Annotated in this window: 17 protein-coding genes (1 of these 17 cut by a window edge); 13 read left to right on the top strand and 4 right to left on the bottom strand. The window is 35.1% G+C overall.

What is annotated here, in order from left to right; all coding sequences use genetic code 11:
* Positions 1-130 precede the first annotated feature (130 nt).
* Positions 131-475, bottom strand: coding sequence for a helix-turn-helix transcriptional regulator (locus Ana3638_RS18595; protein ID WP_161839372.1), 345 nt, complete (start codon positions 473-475; stop codon positions 131-133).
* A gap of 153 nt (positions 476-628) precedes the next feature.
* Here Ana3638_RS18595 and Ana3638_RS18590 point away from each other — a divergent pair, with 153 nt between their 5' ends.
* Together Ana3638_RS18590 and Ana3638_RS18585 are read left to right on the top strand one after the other, a co-directional pair.
* The gene (locus Ana3638_RS18590; protein WP_161839371.1) at positions 629-844 is read left to right on the top strand and encodes a helix-turn-helix domain-containing protein; all 216 of its coding nucleotides are present in this window, start codon (positions 629-631) and stop codon (positions 842-844) included.
* Between the two features lie 370 nt (positions 845-1,214).
* Positions 1,215-2,909, top strand: coding sequence for a methyl-accepting chemotaxis protein (locus Ana3638_RS18585; RefSeq protein WP_161839370.1), 1,695 nt, complete (start codon positions 1,215-1,217; stop codon positions 2,907-2,909).
* Between the two features lie 201 nt (positions 2,910-3,110).
* On the opposite strand, the gene asnB is transcribed toward Ana3638_RS18585, so the two are convergent.
* Positions 3,111-4,964, bottom strand: coding sequence for an asparagine synthase (glutamine-hydrolyzing) (gene asnB / locus Ana3638_RS18580; RefSeq protein WP_161839369.1), 1,854 nt, complete (start codon positions 4,962-4,964; stop codon positions 3,111-3,113).
* A 478-nt stretch (positions 4,965-5,442) separates the two neighbouring features.
* Between asnB and Ana3638_RS18575 the strand changes: the two genes are divergently transcribed.
* Positions 5,443-7,236 (top strand): methyl-accepting chemotaxis protein, encoded by a 1,794-nt coding sequence (locus tag Ana3638_RS18575; protein ID WP_161839368.1) that lies wholly within the window; start codon positions 5,443-5,445, stop codon positions 7,234-7,236.
* A 187-nt stretch (positions 7,237-7,423) separates the two neighbouring features.
* Here the strand turns inward: Ana3638_RS18575 and arcC are convergent, their stop codons facing one another.
* On the bottom strand, positions 7,424-8,359 hold the full coding sequence (gene arcC / locus Ana3638_RS18570; protein ID WP_161839367.1) for a carbamate kinase: 936 nt from the start codon (positions 8,357-8,359) through the stop codon (positions 7,424-7,426).
* Between the two features lie 401 nt (positions 8,360-8,760).
* On the opposite strand from arcC, the gene Ana3638_RS18565 reads away from it, so the two are divergent.
* The 3 genes from Ana3638_RS18565 to Ana3638_RS18555 all read left to right on the top strand — a co-directional run bounded on the left by Ana3638_RS18565 (position 8,761) and on the right by Ana3638_RS18555 (position 12,093).
* Entirely contained in the window at positions 8,761-10,137 is a 1,377-nt protein-coding gene (locus tag Ana3638_RS18565) for a beta/alpha barrel domain-containing protein (RefSeq protein WP_161839366.1), read from the top strand.
* A 115-nt stretch (positions 10,138-10,252) separates the two neighbouring features.
* Positions 10,253-11,413 (top strand): isocitrate/isopropylmalate family dehydrogenase, encoded by a 1,161-nt coding sequence (locus Ana3638_RS18560; protein WP_161839365.1) that lies wholly within the window; start codon positions 10,253-10,255, stop codon positions 11,411-11,413.
* A gap of 11 nt (positions 11,414-11,424) precedes the next feature.
* Positions 11,425-12,093: a GntR family transcriptional regulator gene (locus Ana3638_RS18555; protein WP_161839364.1), complete on the top strand. Its 669-nt coding sequence runs from the start codon at positions 11,425-11,427 to the stop codon at positions 12,091-12,093.
* A gap of 300 nt (positions 12,094-12,393) precedes the next feature.
* On the opposite strand, the gene abc-f is transcribed toward Ana3638_RS18555, so the two are convergent.
* Complete coding sequence (gene abc-f / locus Ana3638_RS18550; protein WP_161839363.1) at positions 12,394-14,334, bottom strand: ribosomal protection-like ABC-F family protein; 1,941 nt, start codon at positions 14,332-14,334, stop codon at positions 12,394-12,396.
* A 261-nt stretch (positions 14,335-14,595) separates the two neighbouring features.
* Between abc-f and Ana3638_RS18545 the strand changes: the two genes are divergently transcribed.
* The 7 genes from Ana3638_RS18545 to Ana3638_RS18515 all read left to right on the top strand — a co-directional run.
* Positions 14,596-15,252 carry a redox-sensing transcriptional repressor Rex gene (locus Ana3638_RS18545; protein ID WP_161839362.1) on the top strand — a complete coding sequence of 219 codons (657 nt, stop codon included), beginning with the start codon at positions 14,596-14,598 and terminating at the stop codon, positions 15,250-15,252.
* 62 nt (positions 15,253-15,314) lie between these two features.
* Positions 15,315-15,926, top strand: a complete 612-nt coding sequence (locus Ana3638_RS18540; RefSeq protein WP_161839361.1) for a hypothetical protein — start codon at positions 15,315-15,317, stop codon at positions 15,924-15,926.
* 34 nt (positions 15,927-15,960) lie between these two features.
* A complete protein-coding gene (acpS, locus tag Ana3638_RS18535) occupies positions 15,961-16,320 on the top strand; it encodes a holo-ACP synthase (RefSeq protein WP_161839360.1) in 360 nt (119 codons plus the stop codon).
* 114 nt (positions 16,321-16,434) lie between these two features.
* Positions 16,435-17,967, top strand: a complete 1,533-nt coding sequence (locus tag Ana3638_RS18530) for an NAD(P)H-hydrate dehydratase (RefSeq protein WP_161839359.1) — start codon at positions 16,435-16,437, stop codon at positions 17,965-17,967.
* Positions 17,968-18,012: 45 nt separating this feature from the next.
* A complete protein-coding gene (alr, locus tag Ana3638_RS18525) occupies positions 18,013-19,209 on the top strand; it encodes an alanine racemase (protein WP_161839358.1) in 1,197 nt (398 codons plus the stop codon).
* Between the two features lie 316 nt (positions 19,210-19,525).
* On the top strand, positions 19,526-19,882 hold the full coding sequence (locus tag Ana3638_RS18520; RefSeq protein WP_161839357.1) for a type II toxin-antitoxin system PemK/MazF family toxin: 357 nt from the start codon (positions 19,526-19,528) through the stop codon (positions 19,880-19,882).
* A gap of 661 nt (positions 19,883-20,543) precedes the next feature.
* A protein-coding gene (locus Ana3638_RS18515; protein ID WP_161839356.1) for an NUDIX hydrolase crosses the window boundary here: on the top strand, positions 20,544-20,936 show its 5' portion. It continues 72 nt past the right edge of the window; the window shows 393 of its 465 coding nt (coding positions 1-393); it begins with the start codon at positions 20,544-20,546; its stop codon lies beyond the right edge, outside the window.

Below are 20,936 nucleotides of genomic sequence, written 5' to 3'. Positions count from 1 at the left end.
GAATAACCTTTCCTTGGTCTTCCTATTCAATTTTAAGTCATTTTGCTTGAAGTCTGTCACTTCAAACTCTGGTAGTTTGAGTAGTTTCTCTATTAGTACGTTTTCACCCATTTGAGTACTCATTGGAGTATTATTCCGTAGTGTTCTTTTCTTGCAATTCTAAGAGTTGATTGATTTGGTTTTCGACAAGTGACTTGTACCCATCATTAAGCAGATTGTATTTTTCGATTATCTCACTTGTATTGGTAGTAGGTTGCTTAGGTGAAACCTCGCCAAAAGCATCGTAAACATCCTCTACCTCATATAGTTTAAGTAACTTTAGGAACGTATAACCATCAGGCTCTGATTTGCCGACTTCCCAAGAACCTAACGTACTCTTGTTCTTTAATCCTAATATGTTGGCTACCTGTTGTTGGGTATACCCTTTGGAGTTTCGAAGCTCACGAAGAGTATCTCCAAACTTCTTGTTTGCCATGATATCCACCCCCTAAGTGGATAATACAACAAAAATAATCGATAGTCAATAATTAAGTCGAAAAATTCAATCAAAAATTATTGACAGGCGAATTATTCAATCGTATAATGCAATTAGAAACGAAATATTCAACCATCCAAGGAGGTGAAAGTTATGAATGCAAAGATAATTCAATTCTTTAAAAACATCATCGAACGTAAGGGTATCAAGTACACCTTCGTTGCAGAGAGGTCTGGAATTGAGTACCAGAGGTTAATGAGAATCTTCCATCAGAATGCGACTATCAGCGGAAGCGAACTGATTTGCTTATCCAAAGTATTGGAAGTAGAGCAATCAGCACTCATGAATTTGCTGGATGCGGCGGCATAACAATCTATGATACACTAAAAAATGTGGGTGGTTTATTCTTCCAAAAATAAGCCATCCACCACAAAGTCGATATACCCAATAAAAATTATGTTCTGTATTAGATAGGAACTGCGGCTAACTGGTATGCTCAATTAAGTTAAACAATGGTATATTCTCTCTATACTTATAGTATAAACCATATTTAGCTGGAAATGTATGTTGCTATTGCAACAGTTTGGTATAATATGGAATATTACAAAAAAATCTAATTATATAGGGTATTTTGTTGTAAATGGAAAATTTATGTAATATAATTTTCTTAACAGGATGTTTTAAAGCAAAACAAAAGATTATTGCAGATTACCTAACAACATTACAGGAGGAATATACCATGAAGATTAAGTGGAAAATAGTATTAGCAACAGTAACAGCAATAATTGGATTCATAATCATCACCAGCTTTTCATTTTTACAAATTGTAACTAAGTTAGTAAATGATGAAACAGATAAAGAATTGATCAACTACTCAAATTTAGGCTTATCTTTAATTGATGCACATTATCCTGGAGACTGGCACTTAGAGGGCGATAAAATATATAAAGGGGACACCCTGATTAATAATAATTTTGATGCTGTAGATAGTTTTACTGAAAAAACAGGAATCCTTGCAACTGTATTTGCGGGAGATACGAGAGTTTCTACAACGGTTAAAGATGCAGACGGAAAGCGCCAGGTGGGAACGAAAGCCTCTGATATAATAATCAAAAACGTTTTTAATGATGGGAAAGAATATCAGGGCACAGCTGTCGTTGCTGGAAATAATGCAGATGTTTTTTATATTCCCTTAAAGGACAGGGATGGAAATGTAATTGGTATGTGGTTTGTAGGTGTTTACACTAAAGATATTGAAGCTAAGATTAACAATTCCATTCTATCCATAACCGGAATGCTTATAATAATTTTATTTTCCGGTATTATTTTTTCATATTTGTTTGGTAACATTATCTCAAAAAGTATCAGACTTATTAAAGATAATTTGGAAAAATTGGAAAAAGGGGAACTTACAATTCATTTTGATACGAAAATTGCGAAGAGTAAAGATGAAATCGGTGATATTACCAGATCGTTTATTAATATGCAGAATCAAATAAGTAAGACAATGTATTCTATAAAAAAAGAAAGCAGAAAAATAGAAGATACTGCCATCTCTTTGGCTGATAATGCTAATGCTGTTTATAATAATGTGGAAGATATATCAGCTACAACACAGGAATTATCAGCGGGAATGGAAGAAACAGCCGCTTCTTCAGAGGAGATGAGTGCTACTTCTGTAGAAATAGAAAAAGAAATCACCCGTGTTTCAGATAAATCAAATCACGGATTAGAACTTACTGCAGAAATTAAAGAACGTGCTGAGAAATTAAAAGAAATTGCATTAGAATCCCAGAAAACAGCGATGGAAATTTATGATAAAGCAAACAGGCAGTTAAGACAGGCAATTGATAAAACCAGTGCGATTGAAGAAATAAGGGCTCTGTCCAGAACGATACTAAATATAACTTCCCAGACAAATTTGTTGGCTTTAAATGCTGCCATTGAATCTGCACGGGCAGGGGAAGCCGGAAAAGGATTTGCGGTTGTTGCTAATGAAATACGATTACTGGCTGAAAACTCCCAGGATGCGGTAACAAAGATAGAAGCTATTTCAATGGATGTATCCGGTGCAGTAGAAGAATTAGTTACTGATTCCAGAAATATTTTGGATTTTATAGATAATAAAGTCAGCAATGACTATAAGCTATTAGTACAAACGGGGGAACAGTACAGTGAGGATGCCAATACGGTTGAATCTATGATGGAAGAAATCAAAACTTCTACGGTTCAGTTATTTGAGTCCATTCAGTTTATTAGACAGGCTATCGACGAGGTCACTGTTGCAACCAATGAAGGAGCCAGCGGCTCTTCTGAAATAGCAGGTAAATCATCAGCGATAGCATCAAAGACCAGTGAGGTATTGGAACAGGCAAATAGTAATAAAGAGAGTGCAGTACAATTAAATGAATTAATAAATTTCTTTAAACTTTAGTTATACACAGGTATGTTTTCAATATTGCAGGCTGACTTACCGATACTTACTTATGATGGTGAATGAAAAATGAGGGATGTTAATATTAGCTTTTTTACTATACCTAATTAGTATAAGCTAATAGCAGCATCCCCTTTTGTATTATATATTTATAGTTTAACTGCAAATGTGTGTGTTAAAAGGCTATACAAAAAACTATAATCAGAGAAGTATTTTTATCTTATATTTATCCAGCCAATAGTTTACCTGGAGCATATAAGCTAACATTTGAGGACCTGCCATAAGCTGACCAAACCATGGTTTCCCATAATCGGAAGGAGTATTGATGAAATTTCTAACCTTATCTTTATCCACAAGGGCATTGATTGGCGATGCGGAATCCTCTAATACAGCCATAATTCTGTCTGCTAACAGTTTTTCATAATAAGGGTTATAAGTTTTTGGATAAGGACTTTTCTTGCGGTTAAGCACTTCATCCGGCAGCAGGCCTCTGGCAGATTCTCTCAGGAGGTGTTTTACCACACCATCTTTACATTTTATATCCCAGGGAACATTCCATACATATTCCAGAATTCTGTGATCGGCCAAGGGTACTCTGGCTTCCAGACCGGAATACATACTGGTTCTGTCCATACGGTCTAACAAGGTAATCATAAACCATTTTACATTCAGGTAAGCTATTTCACGCCTTCTGGCTTCCATCGTACTTTCACCTTCAAGTTTAGGGGTCTCATTAACTGATTTTTCATAAGTTTCCAGGATATATTCATCCAGATTAACTTCCTGCAATAAATCATCTTTTAATAACTGTTTCCTTGGTTCGACATTTTTAGACCAGGGGAAAGTATGCATTTCAAATGATTCTTTATTATGGAACCAAGGATAACCACCGAAGATTTCATCCGCACATTCCCCGGTTAAGGTAACCTTATTATATTTTTTAACTTCCGAACAAAAATATAATAAAGAAGAATCAACATCGGCCATACCGGGCAGGTCTTTAGCATCCACTGAAGTATACAGATAATCAGCCAGTTTTATGTTATCACATTCCAGATAAGTATGATTGGTTTTTAAATGGGACACCATCATATCTACATACGGACGGTCTCTGGAAGGCTGAAAGGAATTTGCTTTAAAAAATGTATCATTTCCGTCAAAATCAAAAGAAAACGTATTCAGCCTTTCGCCCAGTTTTGCTAATTCGGTGGCACAAACGGCTGTTACTATACTGCTGTCTACACCTCCGGACAAAAAGGTACAGATAGGAATATCGGATATCATTTGGCGCTTAATAGAATCCCTTACCAGAAACGAAGTTTTTTCGATAGTTTCTTCGTAGGAATTCGTATGTGGTCTGCTCACTAATTCCCAATATTTTATAGATTTAAGCCCATCTTTGCTATAAACATTATAATAGCCGGGCAATACTTCATAGCAACCCTTAAAGACACCGTTGCCGTAGGTTTTTGCCGGCCCAAGACCGAATACTTCGCACAGGCCCTGTTTGTCAATAACCGGTTTACAAGCCGGATATTCAAAAAGCACTTTTAATTCTGAACCAAATACGAGAGTATCATTTACAATTGTATAGAATAGAGGTTTAATTCCAAGACGGTCCCTGAAAATGCTTAAGGTTTGGTTATATTCATCCCATAGGGCAAACGCAAAGATTCCGTTTAACTCCTTCACAAACTCATTGCCATATTCAATGATACCAAGCAGTATAACTTCAGTATCGCTGGTAGTTCGAAACTTCCAGCCTTTTAATTCTAAATCCCGTCTTAATTCAGCCGTATTATATAATTCACCATTGTAGATTATGGTAAATATTTTGTTACCGATTTTTCTGCTCATAGGCTGTTTACCACCCGCCAAGTCTATGATAGACAGTCTGGTATGAGCCAGACCGGCATGTTCTGTAAGCTGCAGACCGTTATCATCCGGCCCCCTATGTTTTATTGTATCTTTCATCTTATTAAGAATATCATACCATTTCGGTGACTCTTCCGTGTAGTTTCCCTTAAAGTTACAGAATCCGGCTATTCCACACACTTTTAGCACCATCCTTAATCATAATAGTTATATTATGCCTGACATTTATTTCTGATACTTAATAGTGTGAATCGTCTCGCAAAGTACAGGCGGGCCCAAAGCCCCGGATAGAGGCTTGGGAAGAATAGCCAAAGCGGTCATGTTGCGCTAGTGTGAATCGTCTCGCAAAAAAATGCGAGCCATTAGAAGAATAGCAAAAGCAGCTATTCTTCAGGATTTATGCCAGGAAAGCATGGGTGCTAGTGTGAGAAAAACATTTTATCCTTGTAAGCTGGCAGTATCACAGGCCTGCTTGCGATATGCATGGATGTTAGGTTGTATAACAGGTTGTATAAAATTCATCTGGCATATCTTGTAATTATTTCTTGATTGATTTATAATAATAACAATAATGTATCGCTATAATAATAACTTTAAAGCTTTATTACAGCCATAATTATCTGTTCTGCAAAAAATATATTACAAAGGAGAAAGAAATATGAAAGGTACAGTTGTATCAACTTGGGTTGAATCCTGCAGGAAATTATTTGGAGATACCATAGTGAATAATGCGATGCAGGCCTATAATTTATCCAATGATCATATATTTACACCTTTAGAAGATGTAGAAGATAGGATAGCTTGGGGTATAGTGGATCATATTGGTAATGCAGTTGGGAAAAGCCATCAGGAAATTTGGTTTACTATGGGTGAAGAGAATATTAAAACGTTCAGTAAGTCTTACCCGGGATTTTTCCGTCATGAATCCGCTTATCAATTTTTAAAATCTATGAATGATGTACATATTATTGTAATGAAACGCTTTAAAGGTGCGGTGCCGCCGGTATTGGATGTGGTGCCGGTTTCATCCCATGAAATTCTCTTTACCTATCGTTCCAAGAGAGGTATGGTAGATTACCTTACCGGATTAATAAGCGGTGTTGCTGATTATTTTAAAGAAGAAATAAAAGTTGAGGTTAAGAATCAGAAAGAAAATGAAACCCAATTATCCCTTACTTTTGAAAAAGAAATTCAATACACTAAAAAGTACCGCATAAATCAATTATTTTCTTTTGGTATATTTAAGAATACGGCGGTTAAAACAGCCATATTAAATACTATAGTACTAACTTTATTATCCTTTGCCCTGTCTGCAGGAATTCTAAATTCATGTGTTATCGGCGGTGTAACCCTGATTGTATCCCTGCTCACTTCAGTGCTGTTTCATCGTCCCCAGAAATTAATCAAGACAGAACTTGATAAACTAAGCCAGCGTAATTTTGTTGAATCAGTTACACTTAAGTCCAAGGATGAATATGAAGCTATTATGAATAGCATAAATGAAATAAAGAGGAATGTTCAAAAGGATTTTATTGGATTCAACGCAATTGTAGATGAGTTATATACTTTTAATATATCGGTGGAAGAAATAGCAAATACCATGCAGAATACTTCCAATGATATTACGACAGTACTTGATCAGGTAGCGGTTGCAGCCACGACACAGGCCGAAGACACAAGTAAAGCTATTACGGTACTCGATGGAAGTATACATAACGTATCAGAAATATCTGACGACGGACAGAAAAATAAAACGCAGATTGAAGAAGCGGTTGTGGGAATTGAAGACAGCTTCCATAATGTACAATCAACAGCTTCCCAAATCACAGCCGTTCTTGATAAATTCAGTAATATTCGAGAGCGCAGCAATGAACTGAAAGTAAATGCTGATGACATAACTCAGATCGTATTAATCGTAGCCGCTATAGCAAAACAGATTAATCTGCTTGCATTAAATGCTTCCATTGAAGCTGCGAGAGCAGGAGAAGCCGGTAAAGGTTTCACCGTAGTCGCTGAAGAAGTCAGAAAACTATCCGAAGAAACTAATAATGCAGTTAATCAGATTAATGAGAGTTTAACAAATTTTGTTTCCAGTATTAATGTAGTTGTAGAGGATATTGATGTACAATATGATGTATTAAAACTGGAAAACAGGAAACTTACCGAAGCAGTTTATTCCTCCAGTCAAACGAATCAACGGTTAAAAGTGGTTTCAGACTTAATGATTCAGAATTCTCAGGATCTTAAATTGGAAGCAGATAATATATCCCATTTATTTGATGGTATTCAGAATCTGGCTGCCATTGCAGAAGAAAATTCAGCCTCCACGCAGGAAGCTAATTCCAATGTAACAGTATACGTTGAGCAGATTAACGAATTAACCAGACAGATTTCAGTCTTTGAAGCCATGATTAAAAATTTCCAGGAAGATTTAAGTAATTATGCAGTTTAGGACTCAGCAATTTATTTCCCCACTGGAATTATAAATTATGATGTTTAAAACCGGAAGAAACACGCTTTATGAGTTTCTTCGATTCGTGTGCGCGTTCGAATTATTGCAAGCAAGCTTGCTAATTCTCACTTTGCTTTCGCGGAAATAAAAAAACCGATTTGGAATTTACCAAATCGGTTTTTTTGTCTTAGATAATTATGCTGGTGCCGGTCTTGCCGTGAATCGCGTCTTTCGCTTTTTCAATATGTGTTATTATTGCTTGTCTGTTTGGAGCAGAAGAGATAAATTGTATGGAAGCTTCAACTTTAGGAAGCATGGAAACCGCATCAAAATAACCGTCACTGATATATTCCTTTGCTTCGTTGACAGTAATAAAATCCAAAGGTTGTTCTTCTTTCGTACCGTAATGTATTGCGACTTTCTCTACGCCTGTTAAGAATAGCAGAATATCAGCCTGAACTAATTCGGCTAATAATTCACTGGTATAGTCTTTTTCAATTACCGCACTGGCTCCTTTTAATGTAGTTCCCTGTTCCAGCACCGGAATTCCACCGCCGCCTCCGGCAATAACAATCTGATTGGAATCCAATAGTGCTTTGATTGCATCTATTTCATAGATATCCTTAGGTTTTGGAGAAGCAATAATTCTGCGGTATCCTTTACCTTCTTCATATATTACATAATTGCCTTTCTTTTTTTCCAATTCAGCTTCTTCAGATGACATATACCGGCCAATAATTTTGGTTGGATTACTGAAAGCTTTATCAAAAGGATCTACTTTAACCTGCGTAATCAGTGTAGAAATCGGTTTGAAAATACCTCGGTTTAATAATTCGGTACGGATAATGTTTTGTAAATCATAACCAATATATCCTTGACTCAAAGCACTGCAGACAGACATTGGAGCAACCGTATATTTTGAATCAAGACGGCTGAATTCGGTCATTGCCGTATGGAACATACCAACCTGAGGGCCATTGCTATGTGTAATAACAATATCAAAATTTTCTTCTACTAAATCAACAATCGCTTTCGCTGCTATTTTAACTGCTTTCTGCTGTTCGGGAAAAGTATCACCGAAAGCACTTCTTCCTAATGCAACTACAAGTTTCTTTTTTGGCATAGTTTTACCTCGCTTATTTTTTTATAAAAAGTATTGTTTTATACTGGATTTCTTTCATTTAATTATATAACAGACCTATAAAAAAATAAAGTTAATTATATCAATAAACTGAAAAGTTTAACACTTTAATGTGATAACATGATAATTAATTACATCGTAAAAATTGTACTTGACAATGACGGTATAATTGTATACAATAAAACAGAATTAATAGAGTGAAATAAATAACAATTCACTCCCTGATGAAACAATGAATTCTTAAAACGAATTTCTTATGTAAAGCAGTGCCGTACCTGCAAGCGGATGAGGCATGCATTTGGGAGTTGGTGTTAAAATAATATCGTAAGAATATATATATTCTTATATATTGTAAATCTTAAAGTGGTAAGGAGACGTATAACATGGAAAACAGGAAAGTATTTATGAATCCACACAACAATTTACTTCAATTGGAAGAACATTTATATCCATTAGTTGATGTAGAGAAGCCTAACGTATTTCGGAACTTATTTCCTTATGATGAGATTCCCAAGATAGCCTTTAATGATAGAATCGTACCGCATAATTTCCCCGAAGAAATATGGATCACAGATACTACTTTTCGTGACGGACAGCAGTCCAGAGCGCCTTATACTACGGAACAAATAGTTACAATATACGATTATTTACATAGATTGGGCGGCCCGAAAGGCATCATAAGACAAAGTGAATTTTTCCTTTATAGCAAAAAGGACAGAGATGCGGTATATAGATGTATGGAAAGAGGATATAAATTTCCGGAAGTAACCTCCTGGATCCGTGCAAGTAAAAAAGATTTTGAATTAGTAAAAGAAATCGGTATGAAAGAAACCGGAATTTTAGTAAGTTGTTCCGATTATCATATTTTCTATAAAATGAAAATGACAAGAAAAGAAGTAATGAACCATTATCTGAGTGTAGTACGTGAGTGCCTGGAGACAGGTGTTGCTCCTCGCTGCCATTTGGAAGATATAACAAGATCCGATATACATGGGTTTGTAATCCCGTTTTGTCTGGAATTAATGAAGCTTGGAGAACAATATGGTATTCCGGTTAAGATCAGGGCATGTGACACTATGGGATATGGTGTCAACTTCTCCGGTGCCGTAATCCCACGTTCCGTACAGGGAATTATATATGGTCTTTTGACCCATGGCGGAGTTCCGTCTAATATGTTAGAATGGCATGGACATAATGATTTCTATAAAGCTGTTACCAACTCTACTACTGCATGGTTATATGGTGCCTGTGGTGTAAATTGTTCCCTTTTCGGAATCGGTGAGAGAACAGGGAATACACCTCTTGAAGCAATGGTATTTGAATATGCCCAATTAAAAGGTACATTAGATGGTATGGATACAACAGTAATAACAGAAATTGCCGATTATTTTACCAAGGAGCTTGGATATAAAATTCCCCATAGAACACCTTTTGTAGGAAAGAACTTTAACGTTACCCGTGCAGGAATCCATGCAGACGGTTTATTGAAAAATGAAGAAATCTATAATATATTTGATACGGAAAAGTTTTTAAACAGACCGGTTTTAGTATCTGTTTCCAATACTTCCGGTTTAGCTGGTATCGCTCACTGGATGAATACCTATTTTAAGTTAAAGGGTAAAGACGCAGTAGATAAAAACGACCCTGTTGTTATGAAAGTAAAAGAGTGGGTAGATAAAGAATATGAAGGCGGCCGTGTTACTGTTATTACAGATGAAGAATTAATTGCAGTAATTAAAGAAGTAAAAGAAAATCTTTAAATCATATTAATTAAAGAAGAATTTTTACAAAAAATATGTATCTGTTTGACAAGCGGAGAAAAATGAAATAAACTGATATATAGTTGGCAAAATATAATAACTATGGAGGATAAAAATGACTGATTATATACAAGCAGCAAAGGAACAATTCGGTAAATTACTGGAGGAACAGCTAAAACGCGTAGAAATAATGAAACAGCAAGGTAATTTCATAAACTATAAAGAGTTATCTAAAATAGTAATCGGTGTTTGCGGCGGAGACGGTATTGGACCTGCAATTACATCACAGGCTCAAAGAGTTTTGGAGTACTTATTAGCTGATGATATTAAATCAGGCAAAATCCAATTTAAAGTAATAGACGGTTTAACAATTGAACGCAGAGCAGCGGAAGATGCTGCAATACCTCCTGCCGTATTAGAAGAATTAAAAGAATGTCATGTAATTTTGAAAGGACCCACAACTACTCCAAGAAAAGGTGATCCATGGCCAAATGTGGAAAGTGCAAACGTTGCAATGAGAAAAGAACTTGATTTGTTTGCCAATGTCAGACCGGTTAGAATACCTGAACAGGGAATCGATTGGACTTTCTACAGAGAAAATACGGAAGGTGCTTATGCTGTAGGAAGTAAAGGTTTTCATGTGACAGAAGATCTTGGTGTTGATTTTACAGTGGTAACCTCACAAGGAACGGAAAGAATTATCAGGGCTGCTTTTGATTTTGCAAAAACTAATGGTAAAACCAGAGTAACTGCTGTTACAAAAGCGAATATCATAAAGACAACTGACGGTAAATTCTTAGATATGTTCAGGGAAATCGCGAAAGAATACCCGGATATTACTGCCGATGACTGGTACATTGATATTATGACAGCAAAATTAGTAGACGAGAAGAGAAGAAAAGACTTCCAGGTACTGGTATTACCTAATTTATACGGTGATATTTTAACAGATGAAGCGGCAGAGTTCCAGGGTGGTGTAGGTACAGCAGGAAGTGCCAATATTGGCAAGAGATATGCTATGTTTGAAGCAATTCATGGATCGGCACCGCGTATGGTGGATGAAGGAAGAGATATTTATGCAGATCCATGCAGTGTTATTCGTGCAGGTGCTATGCTTCTTGCACATATTGGATATACTGCAGAATCTGAGAAGTTATATAAAGCTCTCGATATCTGTACAATTACAGAGAAAAAACTGGTTATCACAGGAAGAAACACAGGCGCTACCAGTGCAGAATTTGCAGATTATCTCATGAGTACGATTGAAAAACTATAGGAGGTTTTTTTGTGGACGATAAAGATGTTCATAAGGAAGTAACGGATAAGTATTCTCTCCGTGGCCGTGTATTCAATAAAATACGTGAGGATATTTTATCCGGTAAATATAGTCAGAATGAAGAATTAAAAGAGACATCTATCGGTTCGGAACTTGGTGTTAGCCGAACACCTGTTAGAGAAGCCCTTAGACAGCTTGAACTTGAGGGGTTGGTTAATATTATTCCGAACAAGGGCGCCTATGTAAATGGTATATCTGAAAAAGATATTCATGACATTTATATTATTCGTTCTTATCTGGAAGGCTTATGTGCAAGATGGGCTTGTGAGCATATAACACAGGAACAAATAGATGAATTAGAGGAAGTAGTTTATTTGTCAGAATTTCATGCAAAGAAAGAACATCATGAACAGATAGTTGAATTGGATAATAAGTTTCACCAGTTAATTTATGATGCATCTGACAGTAAAATATTAAATCATGTTCTGTCAGATTTTCATCATTACGTTCAGAGGATACGTAAAATTACATTATCCTCCGATAACAGGGCTGCTAATTCCAATAAAGAACATACTGCTATATTAGATGCAATACGCCAAAGAGATGGTGAAAAAGCTGAATTTTTAGCACACGAACATATTATGAATACGATTAAGAATATTAGTGAACAGGGATTATAAGACCTGACATACATAAATATAAAAAATTGTTATCATTATAAGTTCAATTCAATAGCAACAAGGGCTTCTATCTTAACGCAGGGGCTTATATAAAAAAGGTTATTACATACCGGATTTTAATCCGATGTGCTATAACCTTTTTTATCGTATAGGAAATTACGTCCTATACGATAAAAAAGCCCCTGGGCAGGAAGCATACCTCGCGGAAAGGAAATATATTGCTACGCAATCCGCTCGGGCGCGAAAGTGTCAGCACGCTGACACTTTGTTCTTTTACGAAAGTAAAGTGAATATTTAATTTTATTCCGCTAATTCTTCCCATAAAATCAATAATTCTTCCAGACGTTTTTCAATATCTTTCTTTTCATTATTTAATTCCAGTAATTTTGAAACGTTGGTAAATATCTCTTCCCGGGTTAGAAGTGCGTCTATCTCTTCATTTCTTGTTTCAAGTTTATTGATTTCGTCTTCGGTTTTTTTCAAATCATTTTGGCGTTTTCTTAGTTTAGCCTGTTCTTCTTTCTGTTGTTTCCAGTCTAATTTACTTTCGGAATTCTGAACATCTGGCGTATTTAATGAAGCAGCAGCGGAAGAAAAGGGTGAACTGGCAGCTTCCGCTAATTTAATACGTTCCATTTCCGGTTTTTTCTCCAGATAATAATCATAGTTTCCGATATAATTAATTAAATTACAGCCGGTTAAATCTAAAATTCTCGTTGCTGTTTTATTGATAAAATAACGGTCATGGGAAACATACAGGACAGTTCCGGTATAATTATTTATGGCATTTTCCAATATTTCTTTGGATGTAATATCCAAATGGTTGGTAGGTTCATCCAAAATCAAAAAATTAGCTTCCGAAAGCATAAGTTTTGCAAGGGATACCCTGCCTCGCTCACCGCCGCTGATATCTTTTATTCGCTTAAACACATCATCATTTGTAAAAAGAAATGCAGCCAATACATTACGGATTTCAGTATTATCCATATCGGGGTAAGTATCCTGTAATTCATCAAATAAAGTTTTGTCCTGATTTAAGACCTGGTGTTCCTGATCATAATACCCGATTTTGACTTTTGCTCCTAATTTGATTTCACCTTCATCTGCCGGTATCAGTTGATTTATTATCTTTAAGATCGTTGTTTTTCCGGTACCATTATTACCGATGATTGCGACTCTTTCACCACGTTTTATTTCAAAATTAATTTGTTTAAACAAATTAAGGGAATCAAATGACTTACTTAAGCCGATAATACTAAGTACATCATTTCCACTTGTTACATGGGGTTCGAGACGAATAGACATGTGAGACTCCTGAGTTATCGGCTTATCGATCCGTTCAATTTTGTCCAGCATTTTTTCACGGCTTTCCGCACGTTTAATAGATTTTTCACGATTAAAGGAGCGGAGTTTGGCAATTACCTCTTCCTGATGTTTGATTTCTTTCTGCTGATTTAAATAGTGTTTTAACATAGCATCTCTTAAGAACGCTTTTTTCTCAGCAAAAGCAGAGTAGTTTCCATCATAGGATGTTGCTTTGGTATTTTCAATTTCAATTACTTTGGTAACAACTCTATCTAGAAAATAACGATCATGGGCAATTACAACAACAGCACCTTTATAGTTCAATAAAAATGTTTCCAGCCAGGCTATGGATTCCATATCCAGATGGTTAGTCGGTTCGTCTAACAGGATTAAATCCGGTGTACTTAGCAGTAATTTACCTAAGGCTACCCGGGTCTTCTGACCTCCGGACAGAGCAGTTACAGGTTTACCAAACTCCTCTTCGGTAAATCCAAGACCTTTTAAAACACCGACTACTTCGCTTTTATATGCATAACCGTTCTTTAATTCGAATTCATGGGTCAATCTGGTATAGCCAGCCAGTAACCGTTCCAATTCATTACCGGAAGCGTTTTTCATTTCCGATTCTAATTGGTGAATGGTGTTATCCAACTCAATTATGTCTTTTTTAACTGTTAGAATTTCATCGTATATGGAATTATCGGAAGACAGTTCCTGATGTTGTGACAGATAACCCACCGTACTGCCTTTTGAGAAAATAATTTCGCCTTCATCCGCAGATAATTCACCCATGATTATTTTAAAAAGGGTAGACTTTCCTGCACCGTTTACCCCCACGATAGCAGCCTTTTCCCTGTCATTAACATGGAAAGAAACATTATTTAAAATTTGATCCGTACCGAAACTTTTACTTATATTTTTACATGCTAAAATCATATTGTATTCTCCGTTAATTTTTTGAGAGCATTATAGTAATTATAGTATAGGTTATTAAACATTCCTATAAAATCATATTGTAATACGGTAAAAATGTCAAGTAAATGGGAAAGAAACCAAGAAAGCAAAGTTACAGATTGTTTGAACTGTAACAAAGCAAATAAGCAGGGTGGCAAACTATATTTGACAATTTTATATCAATCACATATAATTAATTTAAATGGGTTTTTATGAAGTTAAATCAGTAAAGGAGGAATATTCGTGCACGAAAAGGAAATATCATTAGCTGTAATACAAAGATTACCGAGATATTACAGGTATTTGGGGGAATTACTTGAGAATGATGTAGTTCGTATCTCCTCGAAAGAACTAAGTGAAAGAATGAAAGTAACGGCTTCGCAAATCAGGCAGGATCTTAACAATTTTGGTGGTTTTGGACAACAGGGCTACGGCTATAATGTTGAATATTTATATACAGAGATTGGTAAAATTTTAGGTTTGGATAAATGTTATAATTTAATTATAATCGGTGCCGGTAACTTGGGTCAGGCACTGGCTAATTATACGGATTTTGAAAGACGTGGATTTTATATCAGGGGAATTTTTGATGTCAATCCAAGATTAGAGGGAATTTCCATCAGAGGTACTGAAATCCGTATGATTGATGAACTGGAGGATTTTATGAAAAACAATACGGTGCATATTGCCGCTTTAACCATTCCCAAATTAAAAGCACCGGCAATTGCTAAGGATTTAGTCCGTATGGGGATAAAAGCAATCTGGAATTTTGCGCCTACAGATCTAAACTTACCGGGTGATGTCATGGTTGAAAATGTCCATCTGGCGGAAAGTCTTATGCGTTTATCATATAATTTAAAAGCACTGGAAGAAAATAATGATGAATCTGATAAAAATTAATATACCCTGATCCATACTTTAACTTAAAGCTTACAATCACTTTGGTGAAGGAAGTGAAACTAATGAAAAAAAAGAAAGAATTAAACTTTGAGAAAATATTTAAAGGTAAGAAAATTCCAATTCTGACTTTGGATGAACGTTGGCATGAGTTATTTCCGGATTATGACAAGCCGGCTCATATAAAAGAAATTGAAGCAAAATTGAACGAGCTGATCAAACAACAGGGTAAATTGGCAAGTGATATGAAAGATATGAAAGCTCTAAAGAACAAACTTATGCAGGAAATCATAACCCATATGGATGTAAATGATTCAAAAATAGGTAAAATTAAAGCGAAAACTCTGGATAGAAATCAGCGGTATATTAAAGAACTCAGTGAGAAGATGAATCGCACGGAGGATGAATTAATTGAGTTGCCTTATCAAATTAAAGCAATTAATGAGCAGTTGATTGTAGAAAGTGCTAAAGTATGTTATGAAAGATTAAACAGCAATAATAAAAAAGTTGCTGAAATTGCACTTTGGGTCTCAAAAATTAGAAATGAATTAAAAGAAAAGATTTTGGAAAAGCAAGATATGGAGATGAAAAATACGGCTATTTATTCTTATATGCATGATATGCTGGGACCGGAATTACTGCAGGGTCTTGATGAAGAATTAAAAAATAGCTTATAATTTCATGCTCATAAACTTTCTGGGAGTCTGATTTATGATTGTTGGTATTGGAACAGATATGATAGAAATTAACAGGGTAATTAAGGCCTGTGAAAAAGAATTATTTCAAAAAAAGTATTTTACACCAAAAGAAATAGAATTAGCAGCATCCTGCAAAAATAAATTTGCAGATAATTTTGCTGTTAAAGAAGCGGTTTCTAAAATGTTTGGTACCGGTTTTCATAATATCAAGCCGATCGAAATAGAGGTTTTAAGAGATTCTTTAGGAAAACCATACGTAAATTTATATGGTTCCGCCTTAGAAATTTCTAACGCTTTATCTATTGCCAAAATTTTTGTCAGCATAACAAATACGAATAAATATGCATGTGCTTTTGTTGTTGGAGAAAGTTAGAATGAAAAAGAAACTGCTTTGAGGTTCTTTGAAAATATGATAATAAAGACAGAGGACTTATTATATGGCAGTAAACACATCTGCCGGCAGATGTGTTATGCAAGGGGTGTTAATATGAAGACGATTGTTAACTCTGCCCAGATGAAGGCAGTTGACGATTATACGGTTGAAAAAGTTGGTATACCTGCGATTGTATTAATGGAACGTGCTGCTTTATCCGTTATAGATGAAATGAAAAAGCATGGTGTAACAAAAGAAAAAATACTTGCAGTATGCGGTATTGGTAATAATGGTGCGGATGGAGTAGCAGCCGCTCGTATATTATATCTTCAAAGTTATACGGTTGCTATATTGCTGGTTGGCGATGAAGATAAGGCATCTCCTTTGTTAAAACAACAATTATTAATCGCCAGAAATTTAGGTATTTCTATATATAACAATATAGCTATCACTGAATATACTATTATAATAGATGCAATCTTTGGAATCGGACTTAGCAGGAATATATCCGGTATTTATAAAGAAATCATCGAAGAAATTAATGCCGGCAGTCATACGGTATATTCCGTTGATATACCCTCAGGTCTGTCTGCAGATACTGCAAAACCTATGGACATTGCCATAAAAGCGGATTATACAATAACTTTCGGGTTAAATAAAATCGGTCTTATATTATATCCGGGTTGTGAATATGCCGGTAATGTTATAGTGGAAGAGATTGGATTCCCGGAGATTGCAGTGAACCAGGTTAATTCACCATATTTTAGTTATGATACGAATGACTTAAATAAATTACCGAAAAGGTTAAACTATTCCAATAAAGGAACATTTGGAAAAGTATTAGTTATCGCAGGTTCTGTTAATATCAGCGGAGCATGTTATTTTTCAGCAAAAGCGGCTTACCGTGCAGGTTCCGGTTTAGTAAAGGTGATGACTGCAGAAGAAAACAGGATTATTATTCAGTCACAATTACCGGAAGCATTACTTTATACTTATAAATCTGATAACTGGGATGATTGTACGGAGGAACAAATCCTTAAAGAAATCGAATGGGCAAAAGTAATAGTAATTGGACCGGGAATTGGTATGAGTAATACATCGGGAAGATTACTGGATTTGGTTTTAGAACATGCAAAAGTACCGGTAATATTAGATGCTGACGGAATTAATTTATTATCTGAAAAAGTTAATTCGATGCATAATGATAACAGCAGAATAGAAAACATAGTATCTATTTTACCGAAACAAACAATTCTAACCCCTCATTTGAAAGAATTATCCGTTTTATTGGATATGCCGTTAGATACAATTATAAATAATCTTTTAGGTATTGCAGATATATGTACCTGTAAAAATGATTTAATAACTGTATTAAAAGATGCCAGAACCATCGTTGCCAATAAAAAAGAAAGATATATTAATATATCGGGAAATAATGGAATGTCAACCGGAGGTTCAGGGGATGTTTTAACGGGTATTATCGCAGCTTTTATCGCACAGGGATTAGAAGCAAAAGAAGCTGCTAAGCTGGGAGTTTATACACATGGCCTGGCTGGTGATAAAGCCCGTGAATTAAAAGGAAGTTATTGCTTGATTGCCAGTGATATAATTGATGCATTGGCACAAGTATTAAATAATAATGATTAAATATATGGGCATATGAGGATACCCTGGTATAGATTGGAGGAACATATGACAACAGGTTTCACAGACTTATCTTCGATTGAAAAAGCAGAAGAACGATATTTTAGGGTAACTGCCGGTATTGACCTTGATGCTATTTGCGAAAATATATTAAATACAAGGAAATTAATAAATAACACCACTAAAATTATGGCAATAATAAAAGCTGACGGTTATGGACACGGTGCAGTACCAATAGCAAAGGCGTTAGATCAAATCGGTGTTGATGCATATGGAATTGCTATTTTAGAAGAAGGAATCGAATTAAGAAAAGCAGGAATTAAAAAGCCGCTGTTAATTCTTGGATACACCCCCAGAGAACAGTTTAAAGAGCTGGTAAAGTATGATATTACTCCAGCTATTTTCCAGTACTGTGCGGCGGAGGAACTGTCAAAAGAAGCATTAAAACAGAACAAAACAGCGAATATCCATATTAAACTGGATACAGGGATGAGCAGGATTGGATTTAGCGATAAAATAGAGAGTATTAATGAAATTAAGAAAATCGCATCACTAAAAGGGATAAAGATTGAGGGTATTTTTTCACACTTTGCTTGTGCTGATGAAACGGATAAAACATCATCTAAAAATCAGTTAAAGAGATATCTTTCTTTTGTAAAACAACTGGAAGCAGAAGGAATCACAATACCCATTAAGCATATAGCAAACAGTGCCGGAATTATAGATTTACCGGAAGCGCAGCTGGATATGGTTCGCAGCGGAATTTCTACTTATGGCTTATATCCTTCCGAAGAAGTTGATAAGACTAAAATTACCTTAAAACCAGCCATGGAAATAAAGACGCATGTTAGTTATGTTAAAGAGGTAGACGTTGGAGTTGGTGTAAGCTATGGCAGTACATATGTTACAACTAAGAAGACGAGAATTGCTACCATACCTGTTGGTTATGGTGATGGTTATCCAAGACTTTTATCATCAAAAGGCAGAGTTATAATTCATGGTAAATATGCTCCTATCATTGGAAGAGTATGTATGGATCAATTTATGGTTGATGTTTCTGATATCGATAATGTAAAACAAGGTGATACGGTAACTTTGCTTGGTAAAGACGGGGAGCGAACTATTACGGTTGAAGAACTGGCAGCTATGGCATTTTCCTTTAATTATGAGTTTATTTGTAATGTTGGGAAAAGAATTCCGCGTATTTATTTTCAAAAGGGTAAGATAATTGAGGTTAAAGAATAAAATTGTAATAATTTAATCACTGCGGTTTTGACGAAAACATATTCCTGGAGTTAATGATACAATGTATTTATGCAACTCATTAATGGGTTTATGCACCGCAAATATGTAAAAATATTTAATTCTTTTAAGACGTTTATTGTGAGTGTTTTTGGGTTTTTTATGCTGAATAATTGGAAATCCTACGAATTACTCAGAGATTATACAAAGAATTACTAAAATATTGCGATTCATCACATAAAAGAAAACATTTTATGGAATACACAAGTCAAAATTGGGAAATAATAAGACTAAAGCCATAAAATGGAGTGTGATAAAAGTGATAATTAAAAGAGGCGATATATTTTATGCAGATCTAAGACCGGTTATTGGATCTGAACAGGGAGGAGTCAGACCTGTTCTGATTATTCAAAATGATACAGGAAATAAACATAGTCCAACTGTTATATGTGCTGCTATTACATCTAAAATGAATAAGGCGAAACTTCCTACCCATGTAGAAATTGATGCAGATAAATATGGTATAATAAAAGATTCTGTTATATTACTGGAACAAGTAAGGACAATAGATAAATCAAGATTAAAAGAAAAAGTATGTCATCTAGATCAAGACGTATTAAAAAAAATAAACCGGGCTCTGATTATTAGTTTTGCATTAGATACATACATCAAGTAAAAGGATAAAAACGATACTTATCATAGGTATCTTTATAACGATCTGATTGAATCTTTAAAAGATTTTGTAAACTGCAAGAAACACGCTTTGCGAGTTTCTACGGTTCACGTGCGCGTTCGAATTATTGCAAGCAAGCTTGCTATTCTCACTTTTGCTTTCGCGGAAACCGGAAGAAACACGCTTTGCGAGTTTCTTCCGGTTCGCGTGCGCGTTCGAATTATTGCAAGCAAGCTTGCTAATTCTCACTTTTGCTTTCGCGGAAATAAAAGAAGAAGCCAGTAACGACATCTGGCTTCTTCTTTTTGGTAACTAAATTTAATTTAGAACCATGCGTATAATAGGGTGGGAGTAGAAAGTGTTTTTCATTCACTATCCACTTTTAATTCTAGAAATAAAATGTGTTTACTTTGTGAAGAATTAGTGAAATAAAAATAAAAAGTATAAAATTAAATTATATTAATAAATTTAGTGTCTCCTCTGCATATAGTTTTTATTCTATTAAAATCCATTTCACCACCAATATTTGATGATTTTGAACAAAGAATCACTGTCAGTTTAGATATTTACATAATATGGTATTTGATATTATAATTAAAACGTTGATATACTATATTTCATTACATTAATGTAAATAATCGCATCGAAGGTTAGGAGGAGTATAATGAGTGATTATATTAAATGGATAAGAAGTAAGGTAGGACACGATGCAATAATTTTAAATTTCTCCGGGGCAATTATTACTAATGAAAAAGGAGAAATATTATTTCAAAAAAGAAGTGATGCAGAAGATGTTTGGGGTCTTCCAGGCGGAGCGGTTGAGGTTGGTGAATCTATAGAAGAAACTGCTATTAGAGAACTTAAAGAAGAGACAGGACTTGATATTAAAGTAGAGCATTTAATCGGAGTATATTCAAAATATTTTACCAAATATCCTAATGGAGATGTTGCTCAATCTATTTGTTATTTCTTTAAAGGCACTATTATAGGAGGTGTTATGAGCATTGATAAAAACAAGACATTTGATTTGAAATTTTTTAGTAAAAATAATATTCCA

Origin of the sequence: Anaerocolumna sedimenticola, from assembly GCF_009931695.1 — a bacterium.
Lineage (GTDB): Bacteria > Bacillota > Clostridia > Lachnospirales > Lachnospiraceae > Anaerocolumna > Anaerocolumna sedimenticola.
The sequence above is the reverse complement of the archived record's forward strand: the minus strand, read 5'-3'. Positions and strand labels throughout refer to the sequence as shown.